Annotated in this window: 19 protein-coding genes and 1 pseudogene; 11 read left to right on the forward strand and 9 right to left on the reverse strand. The window is 70.0% G+C overall.

Features of this window, described 5'->3' with window-relative positions:
- The first annotated feature begins 59 nt into the window (after nt 1–59).
- The 7 genes and pseudogenes from ilvN (at nt 60) to OXS27_RS16560 (ending at nt 4,568) form a co-directional block, all read left to right on the forward strand.
- Nucleotides 60–602 carry an acetolactate synthase small subunit gene (gene ilvN / locus OXS27_RS16525; protein ID WP_243917195.1) on the forward strand — a complete coding sequence of 181 codons (543 nt, stop codon included), beginning with the start codon at nt 60–62 and terminating at the stop codon, nt 600–602.
- Between the two features lie 53 nt (nt 603–655).
- Nucleotides 656–952 (forward strand): MazF family transcriptional regulator, encoded by a 297-nt coding sequence (locus OXS27_RS16530; RefSeq protein WP_267357554.1) that lies wholly within the window; start codon nt 656–658, stop codon nt 950–952.
- A 25-nt stretch (nt 953–977) separates the two neighbouring features.
- Nucleotides 978–1,287, forward strand: a pseudogene (locus tag OXS27_RS32670) (type II toxin-antitoxin system PemK/MazF family toxin).
- A 43-nt stretch (nt 1,288–1,330) separates the two neighbouring features.
- The gene (locus tag OXS27_RS16545; RefSeq protein ID WP_267357558.1) at nt 1,331–1,975 is read left to right on the forward strand and encodes a glutathione S-transferase N-terminal domain-containing protein; all 645 of its coding nucleotides are present in this window, start codon (nt 1,331–1,333) and stop codon (nt 1,973–1,975) included.
- 87 nt (nt 1,976–2,062) lie between these two features.
- Nucleotides 2,063–2,716 carry a TetR/AcrR family transcriptional regulator C-terminal domain-containing protein gene (locus OXS27_RS16550; protein ID WP_267357560.1) on the forward strand — a complete coding sequence of 218 codons (654 nt, stop codon included), beginning with the start codon at nt 2,063–2,065 and terminating at the stop codon, nt 2,714–2,716.
- Nucleotides 2,717–2,728: 12 nt separating this feature from the next.
- Nucleotides 2,729–3,748, forward strand: coding sequence for a ketol-acid reductoisomerase (ilvC, locus tag OXS27_RS16555; protein WP_012322218.1), 1,020 nt, complete (start codon nt 2,729–2,731; stop codon nt 3,746–3,748).
- Nucleotides 3,749–3,914: 166 nt separating this feature from the next.
- Nucleotides 3,915–4,568, forward strand: coding sequence for a pyridoxamine 5'-phosphate oxidase family protein (locus tag OXS27_RS16560; protein ID WP_267357573.1), 654 nt, complete (start codon nt 3,915–3,917; stop codon nt 4,566–4,568).
- A gap of 4 nt (nt 4,569–4,572) precedes the next feature.
- Here the strand turns inward: OXS27_RS16560 and tam are convergent, their stop codons facing one another.
- The 5 genes from tam to OXS27_RS16585 all read right to left on the reverse strand — a co-directional run bounded on the left by tam (nt 4,573) and on the right by OXS27_RS16585 (nt 9,046).
- Complete coding sequence (gene tam / locus OXS27_RS16565; protein WP_267357575.1) at nt 4,573–5,355, reverse strand: trans-aconitate 2-methyltransferase; 783 nt, start codon at nt 5,353–5,355, stop codon at nt 4,573–4,575.
- A gap of 23 nt (nt 5,356–5,378) precedes the next feature.
- Nucleotides 5,379–6,080 carry a haloacid dehalogenase type II gene (locus OXS27_RS16570; RefSeq protein WP_267357577.1) on the reverse strand — a complete coding sequence of 234 codons (702 nt, stop codon included), beginning with the start codon at nt 6,078–6,080 and terminating at the stop codon, nt 5,379–5,381.
- Nucleotides 6,077–7,141, reverse strand: a complete 1,065-nt coding sequence (gene trpS / locus OXS27_RS16575; RefSeq protein ID WP_267357579.1) for a tryptophan--tRNA ligase — start codon at nt 7,139–7,141, stop codon at nt 6,077–6,079. Before trpS ends, OXS27_RS16570 begins: the two co-directional genes overlap by 4 nt.
- Before the next feature lie 92 nt (nt 7,142–7,233).
- Nucleotides 7,234–7,995 carry a Fe-S cluster assembly protein HesB gene (locus OXS27_RS16580; RefSeq protein ID WP_243917179.1) on the reverse strand — a complete coding sequence of 254 codons (762 nt, stop codon included), beginning with the start codon at nt 7,993–7,995 and terminating at the stop codon, nt 7,234–7,236.
- A gap of 313 nt (nt 7,996–8,308) precedes the next feature.
- On the reverse strand, nt 8,309–9,046 hold the full coding sequence (locus OXS27_RS16585; protein WP_267357581.1) for a GyrI-like domain-containing protein: 738 nt from the start codon (nt 9,044–9,046) through the stop codon (nt 8,309–8,311).
- Between the two features lie 234 nt (nt 9,047–9,280).
- On the opposite strand from OXS27_RS16585, the gene dapF reads away from it, so the two are divergent.
- Nucleotides 9,281–10,168, forward strand: a complete 888-nt coding sequence (gene dapF, locus OXS27_RS16590; protein WP_243917175.1) for a diaminopimelate epimerase — start codon at nt 9,281–9,283, stop codon at nt 10,166–10,168.
- Nucleotides 10,168–11,394 carry a tRNA (N(6)-L-threonylcarbamoyladenosine(37)-C(2))-methylthiotransferase MtaB gene (gene mtaB / locus OXS27_RS16595; protein ID WP_267357585.1) on the forward strand — a complete coding sequence of 409 codons (1,227 nt, stop codon included), beginning with the start codon at nt 10,168–10,170 and terminating at the stop codon, nt 11,392–11,394. The genes dapF and mtaB overlap by 1 nt, the downstream gene beginning before the upstream one ends.
- On the opposite strand, the gene OXS27_RS16600 is transcribed toward mtaB, so the two are convergent.
- Nucleotides 11,364–12,065 carry an RNA pseudouridine synthase gene (locus OXS27_RS16600; protein ID WP_243917172.1) on the reverse strand — a complete coding sequence of 234 codons (702 nt, stop codon included), beginning with the start codon at nt 12,063–12,065 and terminating at the stop codon, nt 11,364–11,366. The two genes, mtaB and OXS27_RS16600, sit on opposite strands and share 31 nt — an antisense overlap.
- Nucleotides 12,066–12,122: 57 nt before the next feature.
- Here OXS27_RS16600 and ftsY point away from each other — a divergent pair, with 57 nt between their 5' ends.
- Complete coding sequence (ftsY, locus tag OXS27_RS16605) at nt 12,123–13,499, forward strand: signal recognition particle-docking protein FtsY (RefSeq protein ID WP_267357587.1); 1,377 nt, start codon at nt 12,123–12,125, stop codon at nt 13,497–13,499.
- Nucleotides 13,500–13,555: 56 nt separating this feature from the next.
- Here the strand turns inward: ftsY and pdeM are convergent, their stop codons facing one another.
- The 3 genes from pdeM to OXS27_RS16620 are packed head-to-tail and all read right to left on the reverse strand — an operon-like array spanning nt 13,556 to nt 17,990.
- A complete protein-coding gene (pdeM, locus tag OXS27_RS16610) occupies nt 13,556–14,269 on the reverse strand; it encodes a ligase-associated DNA damage response endonuclease PdeM (RefSeq protein ID WP_243917168.1) in 714 nt (237 codons plus the stop codon).
- Nucleotides 14,270–14,307: 38 nt separating this feature from the next.
- The gene (locus OXS27_RS16615) at nt 14,308–17,037 is read right to left on the reverse strand and encodes a ligase-associated DNA damage response DEXH box helicase (RefSeq protein ID WP_267357624.1); all 2,730 of its coding nucleotides are present in this window, start codon (nt 17,035–17,037) and stop codon (nt 14,308–14,310) included.
- A complete protein-coding gene (locus OXS27_RS16620) occupies nt 17,034–17,990 on the reverse strand; it encodes an alpha/beta hydrolase (protein ID WP_243917166.1) in 957 nt (318 codons plus the stop codon). The genes OXS27_RS16615 and OXS27_RS16620 overlap by 4 nt, the downstream gene beginning before the upstream one ends.
- A gap of 277 nt (nt 17,991–18,267) precedes the next feature.
- Here OXS27_RS16620 and OXS27_RS16625 point away from each other — a divergent pair, with 277 nt between their 5' ends.
- Nucleotides 18,268–18,621 (forward strand): DUF6460 domain-containing protein, encoded by a 354-nt coding sequence (locus OXS27_RS16625; RefSeq protein ID WP_267357589.1) that lies wholly within the window; start codon nt 18,268–18,270, stop codon nt 18,619–18,621.
- Nucleotides 18,622–18,691 lie beyond the last annotated feature (70 nt).

An 18,691-nucleotide genomic window follows, 5' to 3' on the forward strand; every position in this document is an offset into this window, starting at 1 on the left:
CCCCGACACCCCGCCGCAGGGCTTACCCTTCGGAAACCCAGACGAGGACGAAGCCGGCCATGAACGCGATGAACACCCACTATCCCGATGCCGGCCGCGTCGAGCCGGTGAACCGGCACACCTTGGCGGTGATCGTCGACAACGAGCCCGGCGTGCTCGCCCGCATCTCGGGGCTGTTCTCGGGCCGGGGCTACAACATCGAGAGCCTGACGGTCTCCGAGACCGAGGAGGCGCGCCACATCTCGCGCGTCACCATCGTGACGACGGGCACGAATGCTGTGATCGAGCAGATCAAGGCGCAGCTCGACCGGCTGGTGCCGGTGCATCGGGTGGTGGATCTGACGCTCCAGGGCAACGCGCTGGAGCGCGAGATCTGCCTCGTGAAGGTGAAGGGCGAGGGCGAGCACCGGAGCGAAGCCCTACGGCTGGCCGCCGCCTTCGGTGCCAAAACCCTGGACGCCACCCTCAACTCCTTCGTGTTCGAGCTGACGGGCGCCACCGAGGAGATCGACCGGTTCGTGCGCCTGATGAGCGTGATCGGGCTGGTGGAGATCTGCCGGACCGGGATCTCCGCGATGGGGCGCGGGGCGGAGCCGCTGTAGGATCCGCCGGCCCGAATCTGCTAGGGTGCGCCGTCCTCGCGGGAGTCGGAGCGATGGAAGCCAGAATCTTGCGCTGGGGCGATGATCTCGTCGTCCGGCTGAGCAACGCGGAAGCCGAGGAACTCGGCGTCCAGGAGGGCGAGACGGTCGAGATCGTCGCGAAGCGCTCTCTGCAGCCTGAGCCCACGCAATGGGCTGGGCGCCGGTATGTCGATGGGCTGCCGGTCTATACCGTGGAAGAGATGATCGCCGAAGCTCGGCGGCTGGGCCCGGAATCCGAGCCGCCGACGGTCGATTGGGGCCCGGATCGCGGGTCTGAGATCATCGCTGACGCCAACGACCCATACTGACTGGCAGCCGAGGCCGGGCGAAATTTTGCTCGTCGACCTCGAGCCGGTCCGAGGCACCGAACAGAACGGTATCCGACCCGCGCTCGTCGTCTCGGATCCGGAGATGAATCAGTTGACCCGTCGCGTGATCGTATGCCCGATCACGCGCAATCCATCCATGGCCGACGAAAGTGTTCCTGCCGGCAGGCCTTTCCGTCATGGGTGCTGTCTTGGTCGATCAAGTCCGCTCGATCGACAGGGCCGCACGCATCCTGAGAAGTCTCGGCAGCGCGCCCGATGAGATCGTGGCCGAGGTGCGCGGCAAGCTCAGGACGCTGCTCGGCCTGACAGCCTGAAATCCGCACGCCTTCCATTAGCTCACCCAGCAGACAGGCTTTCATGACCGCCCGCACCCTCTACTACGCCCCCGGCGCCTGCTCGCTCGCCGCCCACATCATCCTGGAAGAATCCGGGCTGCCCTACGAGGGCGTGAAGCTCGACCTCGCCGCGGGCGACCAGCGCCGACCGGAATACCTGTCGATCAACGATCGCGGCCGCGTCCCGGCGCTGACCGAGGACGGCTGGGTGCTGACCGAATGTGCGGCCATTCTGCGCCACGTCGCCCGTCAGGTGCCGGATAAGGCGCTGTGGCCCACGGATCTCCGCGAGCAGGCGGCTGCCGACGAGTGGCTCGGCTGGCTCGCCTGCAACCATCACATCACCTACGCCCATGTCCGCCGCCCGGAGCGCTACACCGAGGATGAGAGCGCCTTCGACGGCATCAAGGCCAAGGCCGCCAACACCTACGCAGATCTCGCCACCATGACCGAAGTGCGCCTGTCGCACGGTGGCTGGGCGGTGGGCGAGCGCTTCAGCCTGGTCGATGCCTACCTGATGGTCTTCTGGTTCTGGGCCAACGGCCCGACGCTCCGGTTCGACATGGCCGGCCGCTTCCCGGCCTGGACCGCCCATGCCCGCCGCGTCGCCGAGCGTCCGGCCGTGCAGGCCGTCTTCGCCCGCGAAGGGTTGCCGCTGCCGCGCTGAGTCCCGACGGTCGCGGCACCGACTTGCCGCGACCAACGAATCAGCCTAAAGCGCGTACCGTACGGTACGGTACGCCACTCCGAGATCATGCAGGTCAGCCCCAAACCAGAGCAGGACGCGCCCTCGGCCCGCCAGCAGGCGGTGCTGGATGCCGTGCTCGGCCTCATGGTCGAGGACCGGGACCAGCTCACCATGGACGCGGTGGCGCGCCGGGCGAGCTGCTCGAAGGAGACGCTCTACAAATGGTTCGGCGACCGCGACGGGTTGCTGACCGCGACGGTGCGCTGGCAGGCCTCCCGGGTCCATGCCGGGTACGACACCGCGCAAGTGCTGGACGACGCGACCCTGCGGGAGCGCCTGCAGGATTTCGCCGTGACGTGGCTGGAGGTCATCACCGGCCCGACCTCGGTCGCGCTGAACCGCATCGCCATCGCGCATGCCGGGTCGCACAAGAGCAATCTCGGCGGCATCGTCCTGGCGAACGGGCGCTTCGCCATCGGCGAGCGGGTGAAACCGGTGCTGGAGGCGGGGCGCGCCGCCGGCTTGCTCACTTTCGCCGACGGCGAGGCTGCCTTCCGCACCTTCTTCGGCCTCGTCGGCCGCGATATTCAGATCCGACTTCTGCTCGGCGAGGCGCTCGACCTCGGCGGGGATGAGATCCGGCGCGATGCGGACCGCGCCGTGGACCAGTTCCTGGCCCTCTACGGCCAGGTCAAACCCGACCCGAACCACCGAACTTAAGAGGAGACAGACATGCGGGTGTATTACGATCGCGACGCCGACCTGAACTTGATCAAGGGCAAGAAGGTCGCCATCGTCGGCTACGGCAGCCAGGGCCATGCCCACGCGCTCAACCTGCGCGATTCCGGCGTGAAGGACATCGTCATCGCGCTGCGCGAGGGCTCCGCCACCGCCAAGAAGGCCGAGCACGAGGGCTTCAAGGTCCTGTCGGTCGCCGAGGCCGCGAAGTGGGCCGACGTCGTGATGATGCTCACCCCGGACGAGCTGCAGGGCGACATCTACCGCGAGTCGCTGGAAGGCAACATGAAGCAGGGCGCCGCGCTCCTGTTCGCCCACGGCCTCAACGTCCACTTCAACCTGATCGAGCCGCGCAAGGACCTCGATGTCCTGATGGTCGCCCCGAAGGGCCCCGGCCACACCGTGCGCTCCGAGTACCTCCGCGGCGGCGGCGTGCCGACCCTGATCGCGATCGCGCAGGACGCGTCGGGCAACGCCCACGACCTCGGCCTGTCGTACGCCTCGGCCAACGGTGGCGGCCGCGCCGGCATCATCGAGACGACCTTCAAGGAGGAGTGCGAGACCGACCTGTTCGGCGAGCAGGCGGTGCTGTGCGGCGGCCTGGTCGAGCTGATCAAGGCCGGCTTCGAGACGCTGGTCGAGGCGGGCTACGCCCCCGAGATGGCCTATTTCGAGTGCCTCCACGAGGTGAAGCTGATCGTCGACCTCATCTACGAGGGCGGCATCGCCAACATGAACTACTCGATCTCCAACACGGCCGAGTACGGCGAGTACGTCACCGGCCCGCGCATCGTCACGCCCGAGACCAAGGCCGAGATGAAGCGTGTGCTCAACGATATCCAGTCGGGCACCTTCACCCGCAACTGGATGCTGGAGAACAAGGTCAACCAGACCTCGTTCAAGGCGACCCGCGCCAAGCTCGCCGCCCACCCGATCGAGGAGGTCGGCGCCAAGCTCCGCGGCATGATGCCGTGGATCTCCGAGAAGGCGCTGGTCGACAAGACCCGCAACTGATTTGGGACTTGGGCGGCCGGGCTCGGCTCGGCCGCGTCCTTGAGGGGCCGGTCACGCGAAGGCGTGGCCGGCCCTTCGTGTTCCAGGTTGCCCGAGGCTGCGCTTCCCGGCCATAAGCCCCGCAGCGGTCCCGCCCATACGAGGACCGGCACGGGAGGGACCACGCATGGCATCGCTTTATTCCGACGCGCACCGGGCGCTGCAGGAGGAGTTCGGCACCACCAAGCTCGCCGTGCGGCTCGACGAGGATTGGGTCCACGAGAGCGTCCAGCCGGAGGGAGCCGCCTTCATCGGCTCCCGCGACATGTTCTTCCTCTCGACCGTCGATCCCGACGGCATGCCGACCGTCTCCTACAAGGGCGGCCCCACGGGCTTCGTGAAGGTGCTCGACGCCAACACGCTCGTCTTCCCCGGCTTCGACGGCAACGGCATGTTCTACTCGATGGGCAACATCGAGGGGCAGGCCAAGGTCGGCCTGCTGTTCATCGATTTCGAGACGCCGCACCGCATCCGCGTGCAGGGCCATGCAACGTTGCTGCGCGACGACGCGCTGATGGCCGAGTACACCGAGGCGAAGTACCTGGTGAAGGTCGCGGTGACGAAGATCTGGGTCAATTGCCCGCGCTACATCCACAAGTACCAGAAGCTTGAGCAGAACAAGTATGTGCCGCGGCCGGGCCGCGAGACACCGCTCGCCGCCTGGAAGCGCCTCGACCTCGCGGGCGACGTCATCAGCGACGCCGACAAGGCCCGCGTCGTCCAGGAGGGCAAGCTGGAGATCTCCGAGTACGAGGCGCTCGTCGCCCGCGGCGAGGCCTGATCCGCTAGCCCGCCCGGCGCGCCACGATGAACACCCGCGGGAAGGCGAGCAGACGCTTGCCGTCGCTCCGGGGCGGATAGCCGCTTTCGATCCCGGCCGTGTAGGCGGCCAGGAAGCCGGCCTTCTCCGCGGCGGTCAGCGGATCGAGGAAGGGCCGCAGGCCCGTGGCGCTGACCCATTCCACGATGGCGGCGGCATCGGCCATCCGGTGGTGATAGGCCGTGCGCCAGACATCGACCTCGGCGGCGTGCGGCGCCAGCAGATCGTAATAGGCACCGGGCTCCAGCATCCGCCCGAGGCGCCCGGCCACGTCCGGATCGCCGATCGCCGGGGCCCAGGGGCCGACGCCGGCTACCTCGCGCATCAGGCGATGCGTGGGTTCGGCGAGATTGTCGGGCATCTGCACGGCCAATACGCCGCCCGGTGCGAGGAGACCGAACAGCCGCGGCAGCAGGGTCCCGTGGTCCGGCAGCCATTGCAGCACGGCGTTGGCGTAGATCAGGTCCGGCGCGCGCTCCGGCACCCAGGTCGCGGTATCGGCCTGCGCGAACGTGAGATCGGGCAGGCGGACGCGGGCGCTCTCCAGCATGGCGGGCGAGGTGTCGAGGCCGATCACCTCGGCGTCGGGAAAGCGCGCGGCGATCAGCGCTGTCGAATTGCCGGGTCCGCAGCCGAGATCGACGGCCAATCGCGGCGCATAGAGGGGCACGCGGGCGAGAAGCTCGGCAGCGGGGCGGGTCCGCTCGTCTTCGAAGCGGGTGTAGAGGGCGGGGTTCCAATCGGCCATCGCAAACCCTCCGTGGATGAGCCTCAGCAGCCCAGCTGGTCGGCGAGATCCGCCAAATCCCGCGCCGCGACGGTGACCGGCACCGTCGGCGCGGACTCGCCGCCGGCCGGGCCGTGCTCCTGCGGGCGGGCGATGTGGGCGGTGGCGAGACCGTGGCTCGCGGCCGACGCTAGGTCGTTCGAATGAGCGGCGACCATCATGGTTTCTCCAGCCGCGAAGCCGAAGGCCGCGACCGCATCGCGGTAGAGCGCCGGCTTCGGCTTGTAGTCGCGGGAATAACTGGCCCCGAGCACCGCGTCGAAGATCAGGCCGTTGCGGCGGGCGAGGTCGGCCATCAACCGGACAGGCCCGTTCGAATTCGGCGCGACGAGGTGCTTCTCCCGCAGCCGCCGCAGCGCGTCCTGCACATCGGGCCACGCATCGAGCCGGTGCCACGCTTGGACCAGTTCGCGCTGCACATCTTCAGACACGCCCGAGATGCCGAACTGCGCCAGCACGCCGGGCAGGGATTCCGCCTGGAGCGTGTCGAGATCGACGTAGGGCCGGGCGCCGGAGCGCACCGTCTCCATCGAGGGATTGTACCGAGCCCGCCACGCATCCGCGAAGGCGCCGGCATCGAGGTTCGGCGCGACGGGCGCGAGCAGCCGCGCAGCCTCGCGGGCAACGCCGGAGCGCCAGTCGACCAGCGTCCCGAAGACGTCGAAGACCAGCGCCCGGACGGTCACCGCACCGCCTGGAGGCTCGGACCGCGCCGGACGAAGCCGACGATGTCCTTGACGGCATCCAGCGTCTGCGCCGCGATAGTCTCGGCCCGGTTGCTGCCATCCGCCAGGACCGCATCGATATGGCCCGGATCGGCGGTGAGGCGGCGCATCTCCCCGGCGATCGGCGCGAGGCTCGTCACCGCGAGGTCGGCGAGCGCCGGCTTGAAGGTCGAGAACTGCGCCCCGCCGAAATCGCGCAGCACGTCCTCGCGGGTGATGCCAGCCAGAGCCGCATAGATCCCCACGAGGTTGTCGGCCTCCGGCCGCTCCTTCAGGCCGTCCACCTCGGAGGGGAGGGGGTCGGAATCGGTCTTCGCCCTACGGATCTTCTGGGCGATCGTGTCGGCCTCGTCGGTAAGATTGATCCGGGCGTTGTCGGACGGGTCCGACTTCGACATCTTCTTGGTGCCGTCGCGCAGCGACATGACCCGGGCGGCCGGGCCGCCGATCAGCGGCTCGGTGATCGGGAAGAACGCGTCGCCGTGGCCGTGCGCCGCGATCGAGGATCCGAAATCGGTGTTGAACTTCTGGGCGATGTCCCGGGTCAGCTCCAGGTGCTGCTTCTGGTCCTCGCCCACCGGCACGTGCGTCGCCCGGTAGGCCAGGATGTCGGCGGCCATCAGCACAGGGTAGTCGTAGAGCCCGATCGAGGCGTTCTCCCGGTCCTTGCCGGCCTTCTCCTTGAACTGCGTCATGCGGTTCAGCCAGCCGAGGCGGGCGACGCAGTTGAACACCCAGGCGAGCTCGGCGTGCTGCGGCACCTGACTCTGGTTGAACACGATGGAGCGCTTCGGATCGATGCCGGCGGCGAGGAAGGCGGCCGTGACCTCGCGGATCTGGCCGCGCAGGGCCTCGGGGTCCTGCCAGACGGTGATCGCGTGCATGTCGACGACGCAGTAGAGGCACTGCGCGTCGCGCTCCTGCATCTCCACAAAGCGCTTCACCGCCCCAAGGTAGTTGCCGAGATGCAGGTTGCCGGTGGGCTGGACGCCCGAGAAGACCAATTCGGTGAACGCGGCCATCGGCGCCGATCCTGAGCAAGATAAGACCGGGGCTCCGCGCCAGCCGGGCGGGGGTTACTCGCACCCGTGGGCTGGACCGGTCAAGGATGGGTTCACGGCTCCCGCGTCGACACTTTCGCGCTCGGGCAGAGATCGACCAGGACGCAGCGTCCGCAGGCCGGGCGGTGATGGTGGCAGACCTTCTGACCGTGCAGCATCAGGATCTCATGATTGTCGTAGAGATCCTGCGCGCTCCAGTCGTCGGGGAGCTGCGCCCGCAGGATCGGGTGCGCGGGGCCGACATCGACCCGCGGGCCGATCAGCCCCAGGCGCTGGGCGACCCGGTGATGGTGGCTGTCAACCGGCAGGGCCGGCATCCGGAGCGTGGAGAAGGACAGGACCGCCGCGCTGGTCTTCGGGCCGACCCCCGGGATCGCCTGCAGCCAAGCCCGCGCCGCCTCGACCTCCATGTCGGCCAGGAAGGCGAGGTCGAGGCTGCCGCACCGATCGCGCAGGGCCCGCAGCACGTCGCGGATGCGCGGCGCCTTCAGCTCCGGCCAGGTCACGCCCGCGATGGCGGCCTCGATCTCCGGCACGTCCGCGTCGATCACGGCGTCCCAGTCGGGAAAGCGGGCGCGCAGCGCCTTGAAGGCCCGGCCCGATTCCGCGTTGCGCGTCCGGTGCGACAGGAGCGAGGAGACGAGTTCGCTGACCGGATCCAGGCTGTGGAAGTACGGGATCGGGCAGCCATAGACCGGGCAGAGCCGCGCGTGGACGGCGATCGCCTTGTCGGCGAGGGCGGGATCGCCGGGAGCGGGGGCGGCTTTGCGGCTGGCCCGCGGGCGGGTTTCAGTGCGGAGGTCGGCGAGGGGCATAGCGGTCGAATCCGCCAGCCGGCGCCGCTGTTCCGGCGCGCGCGGGGCAGCGGCGATCTGTCCGATCGGGGTGCGATGGCTTCAGGATCAGCCTAACGGGCCGCCACTTCTATTCCTCCCCCCTCTGCGGGGGAGGGTGGGCCCTGCGTCAGCAGGGGTCGGGAGAGGGGAGCACGGGTTCCAAAGGAGGCGCGACCTTCGCGCGGCGCAGCGCTGAATTCTGCACCGTCGCTTCCCTCTCCCGACCCGCTTCGCGGGCCAACCTCCCCCGCAAAGGGGGGAGGGAGAGACGTGGAACCGTGGATACGACACCCTACTTCACCAGCGCGTAGATATTCACGTCGAGATTGTCGTCGGTGCCGTCCTTGAGGTCGGTGGCGTATTCCTCGACGAACCGGTCCTGCACCACGATGTCCTTGGCATCGAGGTAGGCGGTCAACGTCTCGTAGGTGCTGTCGATCGACTCGTAGGAGCCCCTGTGGGCGAAGCGCAGCGCCTTGCCGGAGGGCGTCGTGCCGAAGCGCAGCCCGTCCGTCTCGGCGGGCACGGGGTTCGGCGCGGCCGCCACCGGGATCATCGCCTCGAACTCGAAGCCATCATCGTCGGTGCGGGTGAAGACCGCGAGCGGCCGGCCCGCCGGCGCGACGCCGAGTTTGGCGAGATCCGCCTCGATCCGCGCGAAGGCCTGCTTGAGGTTCACAACCGCCTCCTCCCACTTCGTCTTGCCGGTGACGATGGCGGCCGGCTTGGCGGGCAGCGTCACCTCGTCGACGTCGCCCGGCTCGCCGGGCTTGTCGATCAGGGTCGGGCGTGCCGGCGTCCCAATGGCGCTCTGCCCGGCCGGCGGCGGCGCCACCGCCTGCTCGGGCGCAGGCGCCGGGCTCTTGCCCGGATCGGGCGCCGGGTTCGGAGCCGTGGTGGTCGGCAACGGGTTCGTCTGGGCCGGGGACGGTGCGGTCGAGGGCGGGGGAGCCGGCTGCTGAGCGGCCAGCGGGCCGACACCGAGCATGAGACCGACGGACAGGATTGCGAGCGGACGAAGGCGGATCACGATGGGCGCTCCGATCGGGGCCCGGCGGATCGTCCGGGCTTCCCACCACATAGGGTAGCGGTGATCGGGATCGCCCGCGAGTGCGACGTGCACCAGGGCTGCGCAAGAGGACCGCGCAAGAGGGCAACCCGAGAGGGTCGCGGATGCGGCGCATCTGCCACGACGGCGAACCACTCGCGCAGGCCCCTCGGGTTTGCCATATAGCCGGCCGACCCCTTCCAGCTGCGGGACCGCATGAGCGCACTCGCCCACAGACGCTTCCTGAAGATGCACGGCGCCGGCAACGCCATCGTGGTGCTGGACCTGCGCGGCGCGAGCGCGCGGGTCCAGCCCGGTGAAGCGCGGGCGATCGCGCAGGATCCGGCCTCGTCGTTCGATCAAATGATGGTGCTGCACGATCCCGTGAGCCCCGGCACGGATGCGTTCCTGCGGATCTACAACACCGACGGCTCGGAATCCGGCGCCTGCGGCAACGGCACCCGCTGCGTCGCCTACGCGATGCTCGACGATCCGGCCATGGCCCGCCCGGCCGAGGGGGGCCGGCTGACGCTGGAGACTCAGGCCGGCCTCCTCGGCGTGCGCCGGGTGTCGGAGCGCGCCTTCACGGTCGATATGGGCCGGCCGAAGCTCGCCTGGGACGAGATTCCCCTGTCGGAGCCGTTTCCCGATACGCGGCGGATCGAATTGCAGATCGGGCCGATCGACGATCCGGTTCTGCACTCGCCGGCCGTGGTGAACATGGGCAACCCGCACGCGGTGTTCTTCGTCGAGGCCGACCCCGAGACCTTCGATCTCGGCCGGATCGGGCCGATGCTGGAGAACCACCCGCTCTTCCCCGAGCGGGCCAATATCTCGATCGCCCAGGTCAAGGATCGCGAGATGATCAAGCTGCGGGTCTGGGAACGCGGCGCCGGGCTGACGCTCGCCTGCGGCACCGCCGCCTGCGCCGCTGTGGTGGCGGCATCCCGGCTGCGGATGATCGGCCGGCAGGCGCAGGTCGCGCTGCCCGGCGGCGAGCTGTTCGTGGAGTGGCGGGCCGACGACCACGTCCTGATGACCGGCCCCGTCGCCCTCGTGGCCGAGGGGACGCTGGCGCCGGAGCTGTTCTCCGGCCTCGCCTGATGGGCGTCGAGACCCTCACCTTCGGCTGTCGGCTCAACATCGTGGAGTCGGAGGCCCTGCGGGTCCATGCCGGCGCCGACGGGCGCGACCGGATCGTGGTGAACACCTGCGCGGTCACCGCCGAGGCCGGTCGGCAGGCGCGCAAGGCGATCCGCCGGATCGCGCGCGAGCAACCGGGGGCCGAGATCGTCGTCACCGGCTGCGGCGCCGAGGTCGAGACGGAAGCCTACGCAGCCATGCCCGAGGTGTCGCGCCTCGTCGGCAACGGCGAGAAGCTGCGGCCGGAGGGCTGGTCGCGCGCGGGGACCGGGCCGGGGGCCGTCATGGCTGCGCGCGCGGCCGATCCGACCCGGATCGCGGCCGTCGCGGGGCATACGCGGGCCTTCGTGCCAGTGCAGAACGGCTGCGATCACCGGTGCACTTTCTGCGTGATCCCGTTCGGGCGCGGCCCGTCGCGCTCGGTGCCGGCCGCCGCGGTGATCGCGCAGGTCGAGACGATCGTGGCGCATGGCGGGCGCGAGGTCGTGCTGACCGGCGTCGATCTCACGGCCTATGGCCGGGACCTGTCGGGTTCGTCCCTCTCCCTCGGTGCTCTGGTGCGCGCGATCCTCCGGGCGGTGCCGGACCTCGCGCGCCTGCGCCTGTCCTCGATCGATTCCGTCGAGGCGGACGCGGACCTGCTGGCGGCTCTGGCCGAGGAGGAGCGGCTGATGCCGCACCTTCACCTTTCGCTTCAGGCCGGCGACGATCTGATCCTGAAGCGGATGAAGCGCCGGCACAGCCGCGCCGACGCGATCCGCTTCTGCGAGACAGCCCGGCGGCTGCGCCCCGACCTCGTGTTCGGTGCGGACCTGATCGCCGGCTTCCCCACCGAGACCGAGGAGCAGTTCGCGCGCTCCCTCGACCTCGTGGCCGAATGCGGCCTGACGCATCTGCACGTCTTCCCGTACTCGCCCCGGCCCGAGACGCCTGCAGCCCGGATGCCGCCGGTGGCGCAAGGGGCGATCCGCGAGCGGGCGGCCCGGCTGCGGGAGGCGGGGGCGCAGGCGCTTCGGCGGCACCTCGACGCGCAGGTCGGGCGAGACCTGACCGTGCTCGCCGAGCGCGGCGGGATGGGACGCGCCGAGGATTTTACGCCGGTACGGCTGGCGGCAGATACGGAGCCCGGGACCATGCGCGCGGTCGCCATCGCGGCTCATGACGGCGGGCGGCTGATCGCGGCCTGAAAGCCCATCGCGGCGATTGCCGCGGTGATGTGGTTCGGCGGCGGCGCCGTCACCGTGATGGCCTCACGCTTCGGATAGAGCGGGATCGACAGCGTCCGCGCATGCAGATGCAGCGCGCTTCCGCGCGGGGCAGCCCCGTAGATGGAGTCGCCGAGAATCGGCCAGCCGGAGGCCGCGCAATGCACGCGGAGCTGGTGGGTGCGGCCGGTGACCGGCTTCAGTTCGAGCCATGTGCGCCCGTCCGCCCGGCCGAGGACGCGCCAATGCGTCAGCGCCGGGTCGCCGGCGGGATCGGCCTTCATCCACCACGAGCGTGGATCGTCCGAGCGGCGGGCGAGCGGCAGGTCGATGCGGCCCGCCTCCTCGGCGGGGCCGCCCTCGACCAGAGCCCAGTAGGTCTTGTCCACCGCGCTGCCGGCGAAGAGCTTGCCCAGCCGGGCCAGCGCCTTGGCGTGGCGCCCCAACGCGAGGCAGCCTGACGTGTCGCGGTCGAGCCGGTGCGCGGCCTCCGGCCGGCGCGGCAGGCCGAACCGCAAGGCGTCGAGATGGTCGGTCAGCGTCTCGCCGCCGCGCGGGCCCGGATGGACCGGAAGACCCGGCGGCTTGTCGATGACGAGCAGCAGGGCGTCGCGGTAGAGCAGGCGTGCGCCTATGTCGAAGGCGTTGGACATCGGGATCGGCTAGAGGGTTGATCCCGGATCGGCAAGGTAGGGCGAGGACGCGACGACATGGCGAGCGAGGAGAAGCCCGGCTGGTTCGGACGCCTGTTCGGGCGGAAGGGCCACGACGCGGCCGAGGAGAAGCCCCAGGACACCACGGAGCCGACGTCCGATGAGAAGCCCGAGGCGGACCTCCCCGCGGAGGCGGCCTCGCCCTCCGAAGGCCAGCCCGACTTCGCCACCGGGGCGGAGGATGTCGCGACCATTCCGCTGCCGCCGGAGGAGACCGGGGAGCCGGTCCCCGACGTCGTCGAGGGGGCGGACCTCCAGCCGATCGAAGGCGAGCTGGAGCGTCCGCCCGCCGGTACGGCCGGCGACGATCCCGCCCATGGCGCCGACCCGGTCGACACGGGGGATGCGAACCGCGAACCGGTGATCGCGCCGCAGCCCGACATCCAGCCGGTCGATTCCGCGGCGGCTCTGGCACACGATGCCGGCGCGGGGCCGGACCGCGAGCCGGAAGCCAAGGGGTGGTGGACCCGCCTCACCTCCGGGATGAAGCGGACCTCCTCGGCCTTGTCCGAGCGGGTGACGGGCCTGTTCACCAAGCGCAAGCTCGACGCCACGACCCTGGAAGACTTGGAGGACGCCCTGATCCAGGCCGATTTCGGCCTGGAGACCGCGATGCGGATCTCCGAGGCGGTGGGCAAGGGCCGCTACGAGAAGGGCATCTCGCCCGACGAGGTGCGGGCGATCCTGGCCACCGAGGTGGAGCGGGCGCTCGAACCCGTGGCGGTTCCGCTGGCCGTCGATGCCGGGAAGAAGCCGTTCGTGATCCTTACCGTCGGCGTGAACGGCGCCGGCAAGACCACCACGCTCGGCAAGCTCGCCTCGAAGCTGCGGGCAGAGGGCCGCACCGTGATGCTGGCGGCGGGCGACACGTTCCGGGCGGCGGCGATCGACCAGCTCAAGGTCTGGGGGGCGCGCACCGGTACGCCAGTGGTGAGCGGAGCACAGGGGGCGGACGCGGCCGGCCTCGCCTTCGACGCGCTGAAGCAGGCCCAAGCCGCCGGCACCGACGTGCTGCTGATCGACACCGCCGGCCGGCTCCAGAACAAGACCGGGTTGATGGCCGAGTTGGAGAAGATCGTGCGCGTCCTGCGCAAGCAGGATCCGGACGCCCCGCACGCCACGCTCCTCGTCCTCGATGCGACGGTCGGCCAGAACGCGATCAGCCAAGTGGAGCTGTTCTCGCAGGCGGCGCCGGTCTCGGGGCTCGTGATGACGAAGCTTGACGGCACCGCGCGGGGCGGCATCCTGGTGGCGCTGGCGGCCAAGTTCGGCCTGCCGGTGCATTTCATCGGCGTCGGCGAGGGCGTGGAGGATCTGGAGCCCTTCGCGGCCCGGGATTTTGCCCGGGCGATCGCCGGGTTGGACAAGGATTAGGTCAGGGTCCGCAGGGCATCGGCCGGCCCGACACCGCCGCTTCACTGGAACCCGCGTCAGTCCCGGGCGAGCTGCGCCCGGCCGATCGCGAAAACCCGCCCGTCGCCGAGGAGATGCGCGTTGAAGCCCTTCGGGAACAGCCCCTCGATCGCCTTGTCGCGAACGTTCAGGCCGCCCGCATAGGCGCCGAAGGCCGGCATGACGAGGCGGCTGCCGTCGGTGACGAAGCAGCGGCGGCGCACCGCCCGGCCACGCATCGCGACCTTGCCGCAGGGATGAAGGTGACCGGCGATCTCGCCGGGGGCCGCCCCGGGGCTCGGCTCGTGGCGCAGGAGGAGACCGCCGAGCGTCAGCGCATCGGCGTAGCGGCCGCCGACGCCCTCGCTGACGGCGGCGTCGTGGTTGCCCGCGATCCAGACCCAGTCCCGGCCGTCCTGCAGCGCCGCCACCATGGCGCGGTCGCCCGGCTCCATGCGCTCGGGGCCCCGCGCATCGTGGAAGGAATCGCCCAGCGCGATCACCCGGGCGGGATCGTGGCGGATCACCGCCTCGTGCAGGCAGGCCAGGGTCTCGCGGGTGTCGTAGGGCGGCAGGAACTGGCCCGACCGGGCCGCATAGGAGGAGCCCTTCTCCAGATGGAGATCCGATACGATCAGCGTCCGGTGCTCCGGCAGCCAGAGGCCGCCGCACAGGTCGAGTACCAGGGTCTCGCCCGCGAGCTGAAGGGTCGGGTGCTTGGAAGTCTTCTCGAGTCTCAGGCCGGCCGCCAAGATCGCATCCTTGTCGTCGGGGGAGGGCGGATCATGGGTCAGGACAGAGCCTCTTGAAGAAGCTCCGCCTCGGCCTCGGCCAGGATCTCGTCGGCGCCCTCGCCGTAGACCCGCTCGCGCCCGATCTCGAGCATCACGGATACGGAGAGCGGCGAGACCCGGTCGAGAGACCTGTGGATGATTCGCCCCTGGATGCGCTCTAGCATCATGCCGAGGCGCCTCACGTCGAGGAGTCCGGTTGCCGCATCCTGCCGCGCCGCCCGCAGCAGCAGGTGATCGGGCTGGTGCTTGCGCAGCACGTCGTAGATCAGATCGGTCGAGATCGTGACCGCCCGGCCGGATTTTTTCAGGCCCGGGTGATGGCGTTCGATCAGGCCGGCGATCACCGCGCATTGCCGGAAGGTGCGCTTCATCATCGCCGATTCATCGAGCCACGCCTCCAGATCGTCGCCCAGCATGTCGACCGCGAACAGGTCGCCGATGAAGTCCGGATCGAGGGCGGCACGCTCGGCGACATCGCGGGTCGTCCAGATCGCGATGCCGTAATCGTTGGCCGCGAAACCGAGTGGCCGCAGCCCGCCGCGCTCCAGCCTTCGGGTCAGCAGCATGCCGAGCGTCTGGTGGGCGAGACGGCCCTCGAACGGGAAGGCGGTCAGGTAGTGGCGCTTGCCCCGCGGAAACGTCTCGACCAGCAGGTCGCGCTCGCCCGGCAGGACCGAGCGGCGGCGCTGCTGCTGCAGGTACGCGCCGATCTGCTCCGGGAGCCGGTCCCATTCGAACGGATCGGCGATCAGCGCCCGGACCCGGGCAGCGAGGAAGGTCGAGAGCGGGAATTTCGAGCCGGCATAGGACGGGATCGCCGGGTCGGTATCGGGCGGGGCGCGGGTCACGAGGCACTCGTCCTCGGCAAGCCCTTCGAAGCGCAGGGTCTCGCCCGCGAACAGGAAGGTGTCGCCGACGGTGAGCGTCTCGGCGAACTCGTCCTCGATCTCGCCGAGCACCCGGCCGGTCTTGGGCAGGACCGTGCCGGGTTTTCCGCGGAGCGACCGGCCGAGGCGCACCCGCACCCGCGCCGCCTCGACGATCGTCCCGACATTCATCCGATAGGCCTGCGCGGTCCGGGCGTCGCGCACCCGCCAGAGACCGTCCGGCCCCCGCAGGATCTTGGCGAAGCGCTCGTAGGCGCGCAGCGCGTAGCCGCCGGTGGCGACGTAATCGACCACCTGCTCGAAGGATTCCCAGGTGAGGTCCGCATAGGGCGACGCCGAGACGATCTCGTCGTAGAGATCGAGGGGGTCGAAGGCATCCGCGCAGGCCATGCCGAGCACGTGCTGGGCGAGCACGTCGAGGGCGCCCAGCCTTGCATCGGGGGTGTCCTGCGCGGCCTCCTCGACGGCGTCGAGCGCCGCCTGACATTCCAGCATCTCGAAGCGGTTGCCGGGGACGAGATAGGCCTTCGACGGCTCGTCCATCCGGTGGTTGGCACGGCCGATCCGCTGCATGATCCGGCTCGCGCCCTTGGGCGCGCCGACATTGACCACGAGATCGACGTCACCCCAGTCGATGCCGAGATCGAGGGTCGCGGTGCAGACGATCGCGCGCAGCTGCCCCGCCGCCATGGCGGCCTCGACCCGGCGGCGCTGCTGGGCGTCGAGCGAGCCGTGGTGGATCGCGATCGGCAGCGCATCCTCGTTGAGCCGCCACAGCTCCTGGAACGTGTACTCGGCCTGGAGGCGGGTGTTTACGAAGACCAGCGTGGTGCGGTGCTCCTTGATCAGCTCGTAGATCGCCGGCATCGAGTGCCAGGCGGTGTGGCCGGAGATCGGCAGCGCCCGGCCGAGGTCGAGCATGCGCAGGTCGGCCTTGGCGCCTCCCGCTACGGTGACGAGGTCGGCCATGGGGGGTGCGACCGGCCCCCTCTCCCGTGCGGGAGAGGGTTGGGGTGAGGGATGAGACGGTTCAGGATCAGGCACCGGATCGCCGCGCGTCTTGGTCGCGCCTCCTTCGGAGAGTTCTCGTCCCTCACCCTGTCCCTCTGCCGAACGGGAGAGGGGACCCGCGCGTGGCCCCACGACTGGGATGACCTTCTCCTCGTGCGACTTCGAAGGCGCGCCCGCAGAGGGGGGAGCGGGAAGCGGGCCCTGCGGCACCAGATACTTCCGCAACTCATCCGGCTCGCGCACCGTCGCGGAGAGCCCGACCGCCGCGAGACCCGGGCTCAGCCGGTGCAGCCGGGCCATCGCCAGCGACAGCAGATCGCCGCGCTTCGACGTCACGAGCGCGTGCAATTCGTCCAGCACCACGCAGCGCAATCCCGAAAAGAACTCTGCCGCTTCGCGATGGGCGATCAGCAGCGCCAGCTGCTCGGGCGTGGTCAAGAGGATGTCGGGCGGCCGGCTGATCTGACGGGTGCGCTTATGGGCCGGCGTGTCGCCGGTGCGGGTCTCGACGCGCACCGGTAGATCCATCTCGGCGATCGGCGCATCGAGGTTGCGGGCGATGTCGACCGCCAGCGCCTTCAGCGGCGAGACGTAGAGGGTGTGGATCCCCTTGGGCTTGAGCTTCTGCGGCCCGCGCTCCGCGAGAGCGACGAGGCTCGGCAGGAACCCCGCGAGCGTCTTGCCGGCCCCGGTCGGCGCCACCAGCAAGGCCGAACGGCCGGCCCCGGCGATCCGCAGGAGATCGAGCTGGTGCGGCCGGGGTGCCCAGCCGCGCGCGGCGAACCACGCCCGGAACCGCTCCGGCAGGATCTCCGCTGGATCGCTCAGGCGAGCGCCATCAGGAAGCGGTCGATCAACTCCAGGGCCTGCTCGCTGATCGGGCTCGGATAGCGGGCGAAGACGTGGCAGCCGCCGGGATAGATCGCGGTATGGCCGCCATTGCCCGCCGCCGCCCAGCGCGCTGACATGTACAGCGTATCGTCGAGCAGGGGATCCCTGGTGCCGATCGTGAACAGAGCGGGCGGGAGCCCCTTCAGCTCGGCATAGATCGGCGACACGTCCGGCCGGCGGCGGTCGATCCCCTCGCGGACATAATCATCGGCGAACCGCGTCAGGTCGCGGGTGTTCACGACCAAGCGCTCCTCGCCCCAGTTGCGCACCGACGGGGTGAGACCGAGGTCGAAGAACCCGGCATTGAGGTTGGCGCCGCGGAAGGCCCGCGTCAGGTTGTGCTTGTCCCGCAGCCGCAGCAGCACCATCACGGCGAGCTGGGCGCCCACCGATTCACCCCCGATGGTCAGGGCGTTGATGCCGAATTCGGCCTTGCCGGGCCCGGCCAGCCAGAGGGCCGCCGCCTCGCAGTCGAGGAGGGCGGCCGGGTAGGGATGCTCGGGGGCCAACCGGTATTCCACCGACAGGGCGACGAAGCCGCAGGCATCGGCGATCCGCTCCAGCCAGGGATCCTGCTCGTCGGCCGCACCCCAGACCCAGCCGCCCCGGTGGATGTGCAGGTAGGCCCCGCGCAGCTTGATGCCCGCCTTGGGTTTGATCACGCGGAGCTTGAGCGGGCCGCCGGGCCCGTCGATCGTCAGCCACTCGGCTCGGGCGCTCTGCGGCATCGCGGGCGCGGCCTTCGTGCCGGCCCGACGGCGCGCGCGCACCTCTGCGATCGACAGCGACCAGGGATCGGGCAAGGCCGCGTGGGCAGCCACGATCTCGGCATTCAGCCGGGTGATTTCGGGATCGATCGTCGCCGGGTCGAACAGGGCGTGGTCGATCATCGTGCGTCTGGTCCCGTCGGCACTTCAAACCCCTCGGCAACGTGCGGCCCCGGGAGGTCTTCCCGCAACCTTCGCAACGCACGCCGGGCATTCCCCGGACGCGCCTCCCGCCGCGCCGGACATCTTGGCGAGATCATCGCCACTTGCCATGTCGAGACCGCGGGAGAAATCAGCCAACGCTCGATCGCCCGACGGGTTTCGACGCGGTGTGATGTACTGGCCACGGTTCCGCCCGCTTCATCGCCGATCGAACGGCACAGAGTTTCACGAGGACACGATGCTCGTCGATCATCAGCGGCACCGGCGGGACGACACGCACCACACGGTGCCGCCCGGCGCCTACGGGCCGGATTCCCTTCGCCCCCGGGACTCGGCGCTCCGGCGCTTTCTCGGCGGCTCGCCCGCCGGGGTGATGGCGCGGCTGCTGTTCCTGTCGATCCTGGTCGGCGCCTTCATGTCGATGCTCGGCGTGACCCCGGGGCGCCTGTTCTGGCACCTGTACGACTCGACCCGGGCGCTGCTGGAGGTCGGCCTCGCCTCGCTGCACGATTTCGGCGGCTGGATCGTCGCGGGGGCAATCGTGGTCGTGCCGCTGTGGTTGATCGCGCGGCTGTTCGCCGTCTCGCGCTGACCGGCAGCCCACGCGTCAGCGCGCGTTCAGGGGTCGTTTGCGTCCGCGTGGGTTCATGAATCGTTCGCGC

Source organism: Methylobacterium sp. GC_Met_3, from assembly GCF_026540775.1.
GTDB lineage: Bacteria > Pseudomonadota > Alphaproteobacteria > Rhizobiales > Beijerinckiaceae > Methylobacterium.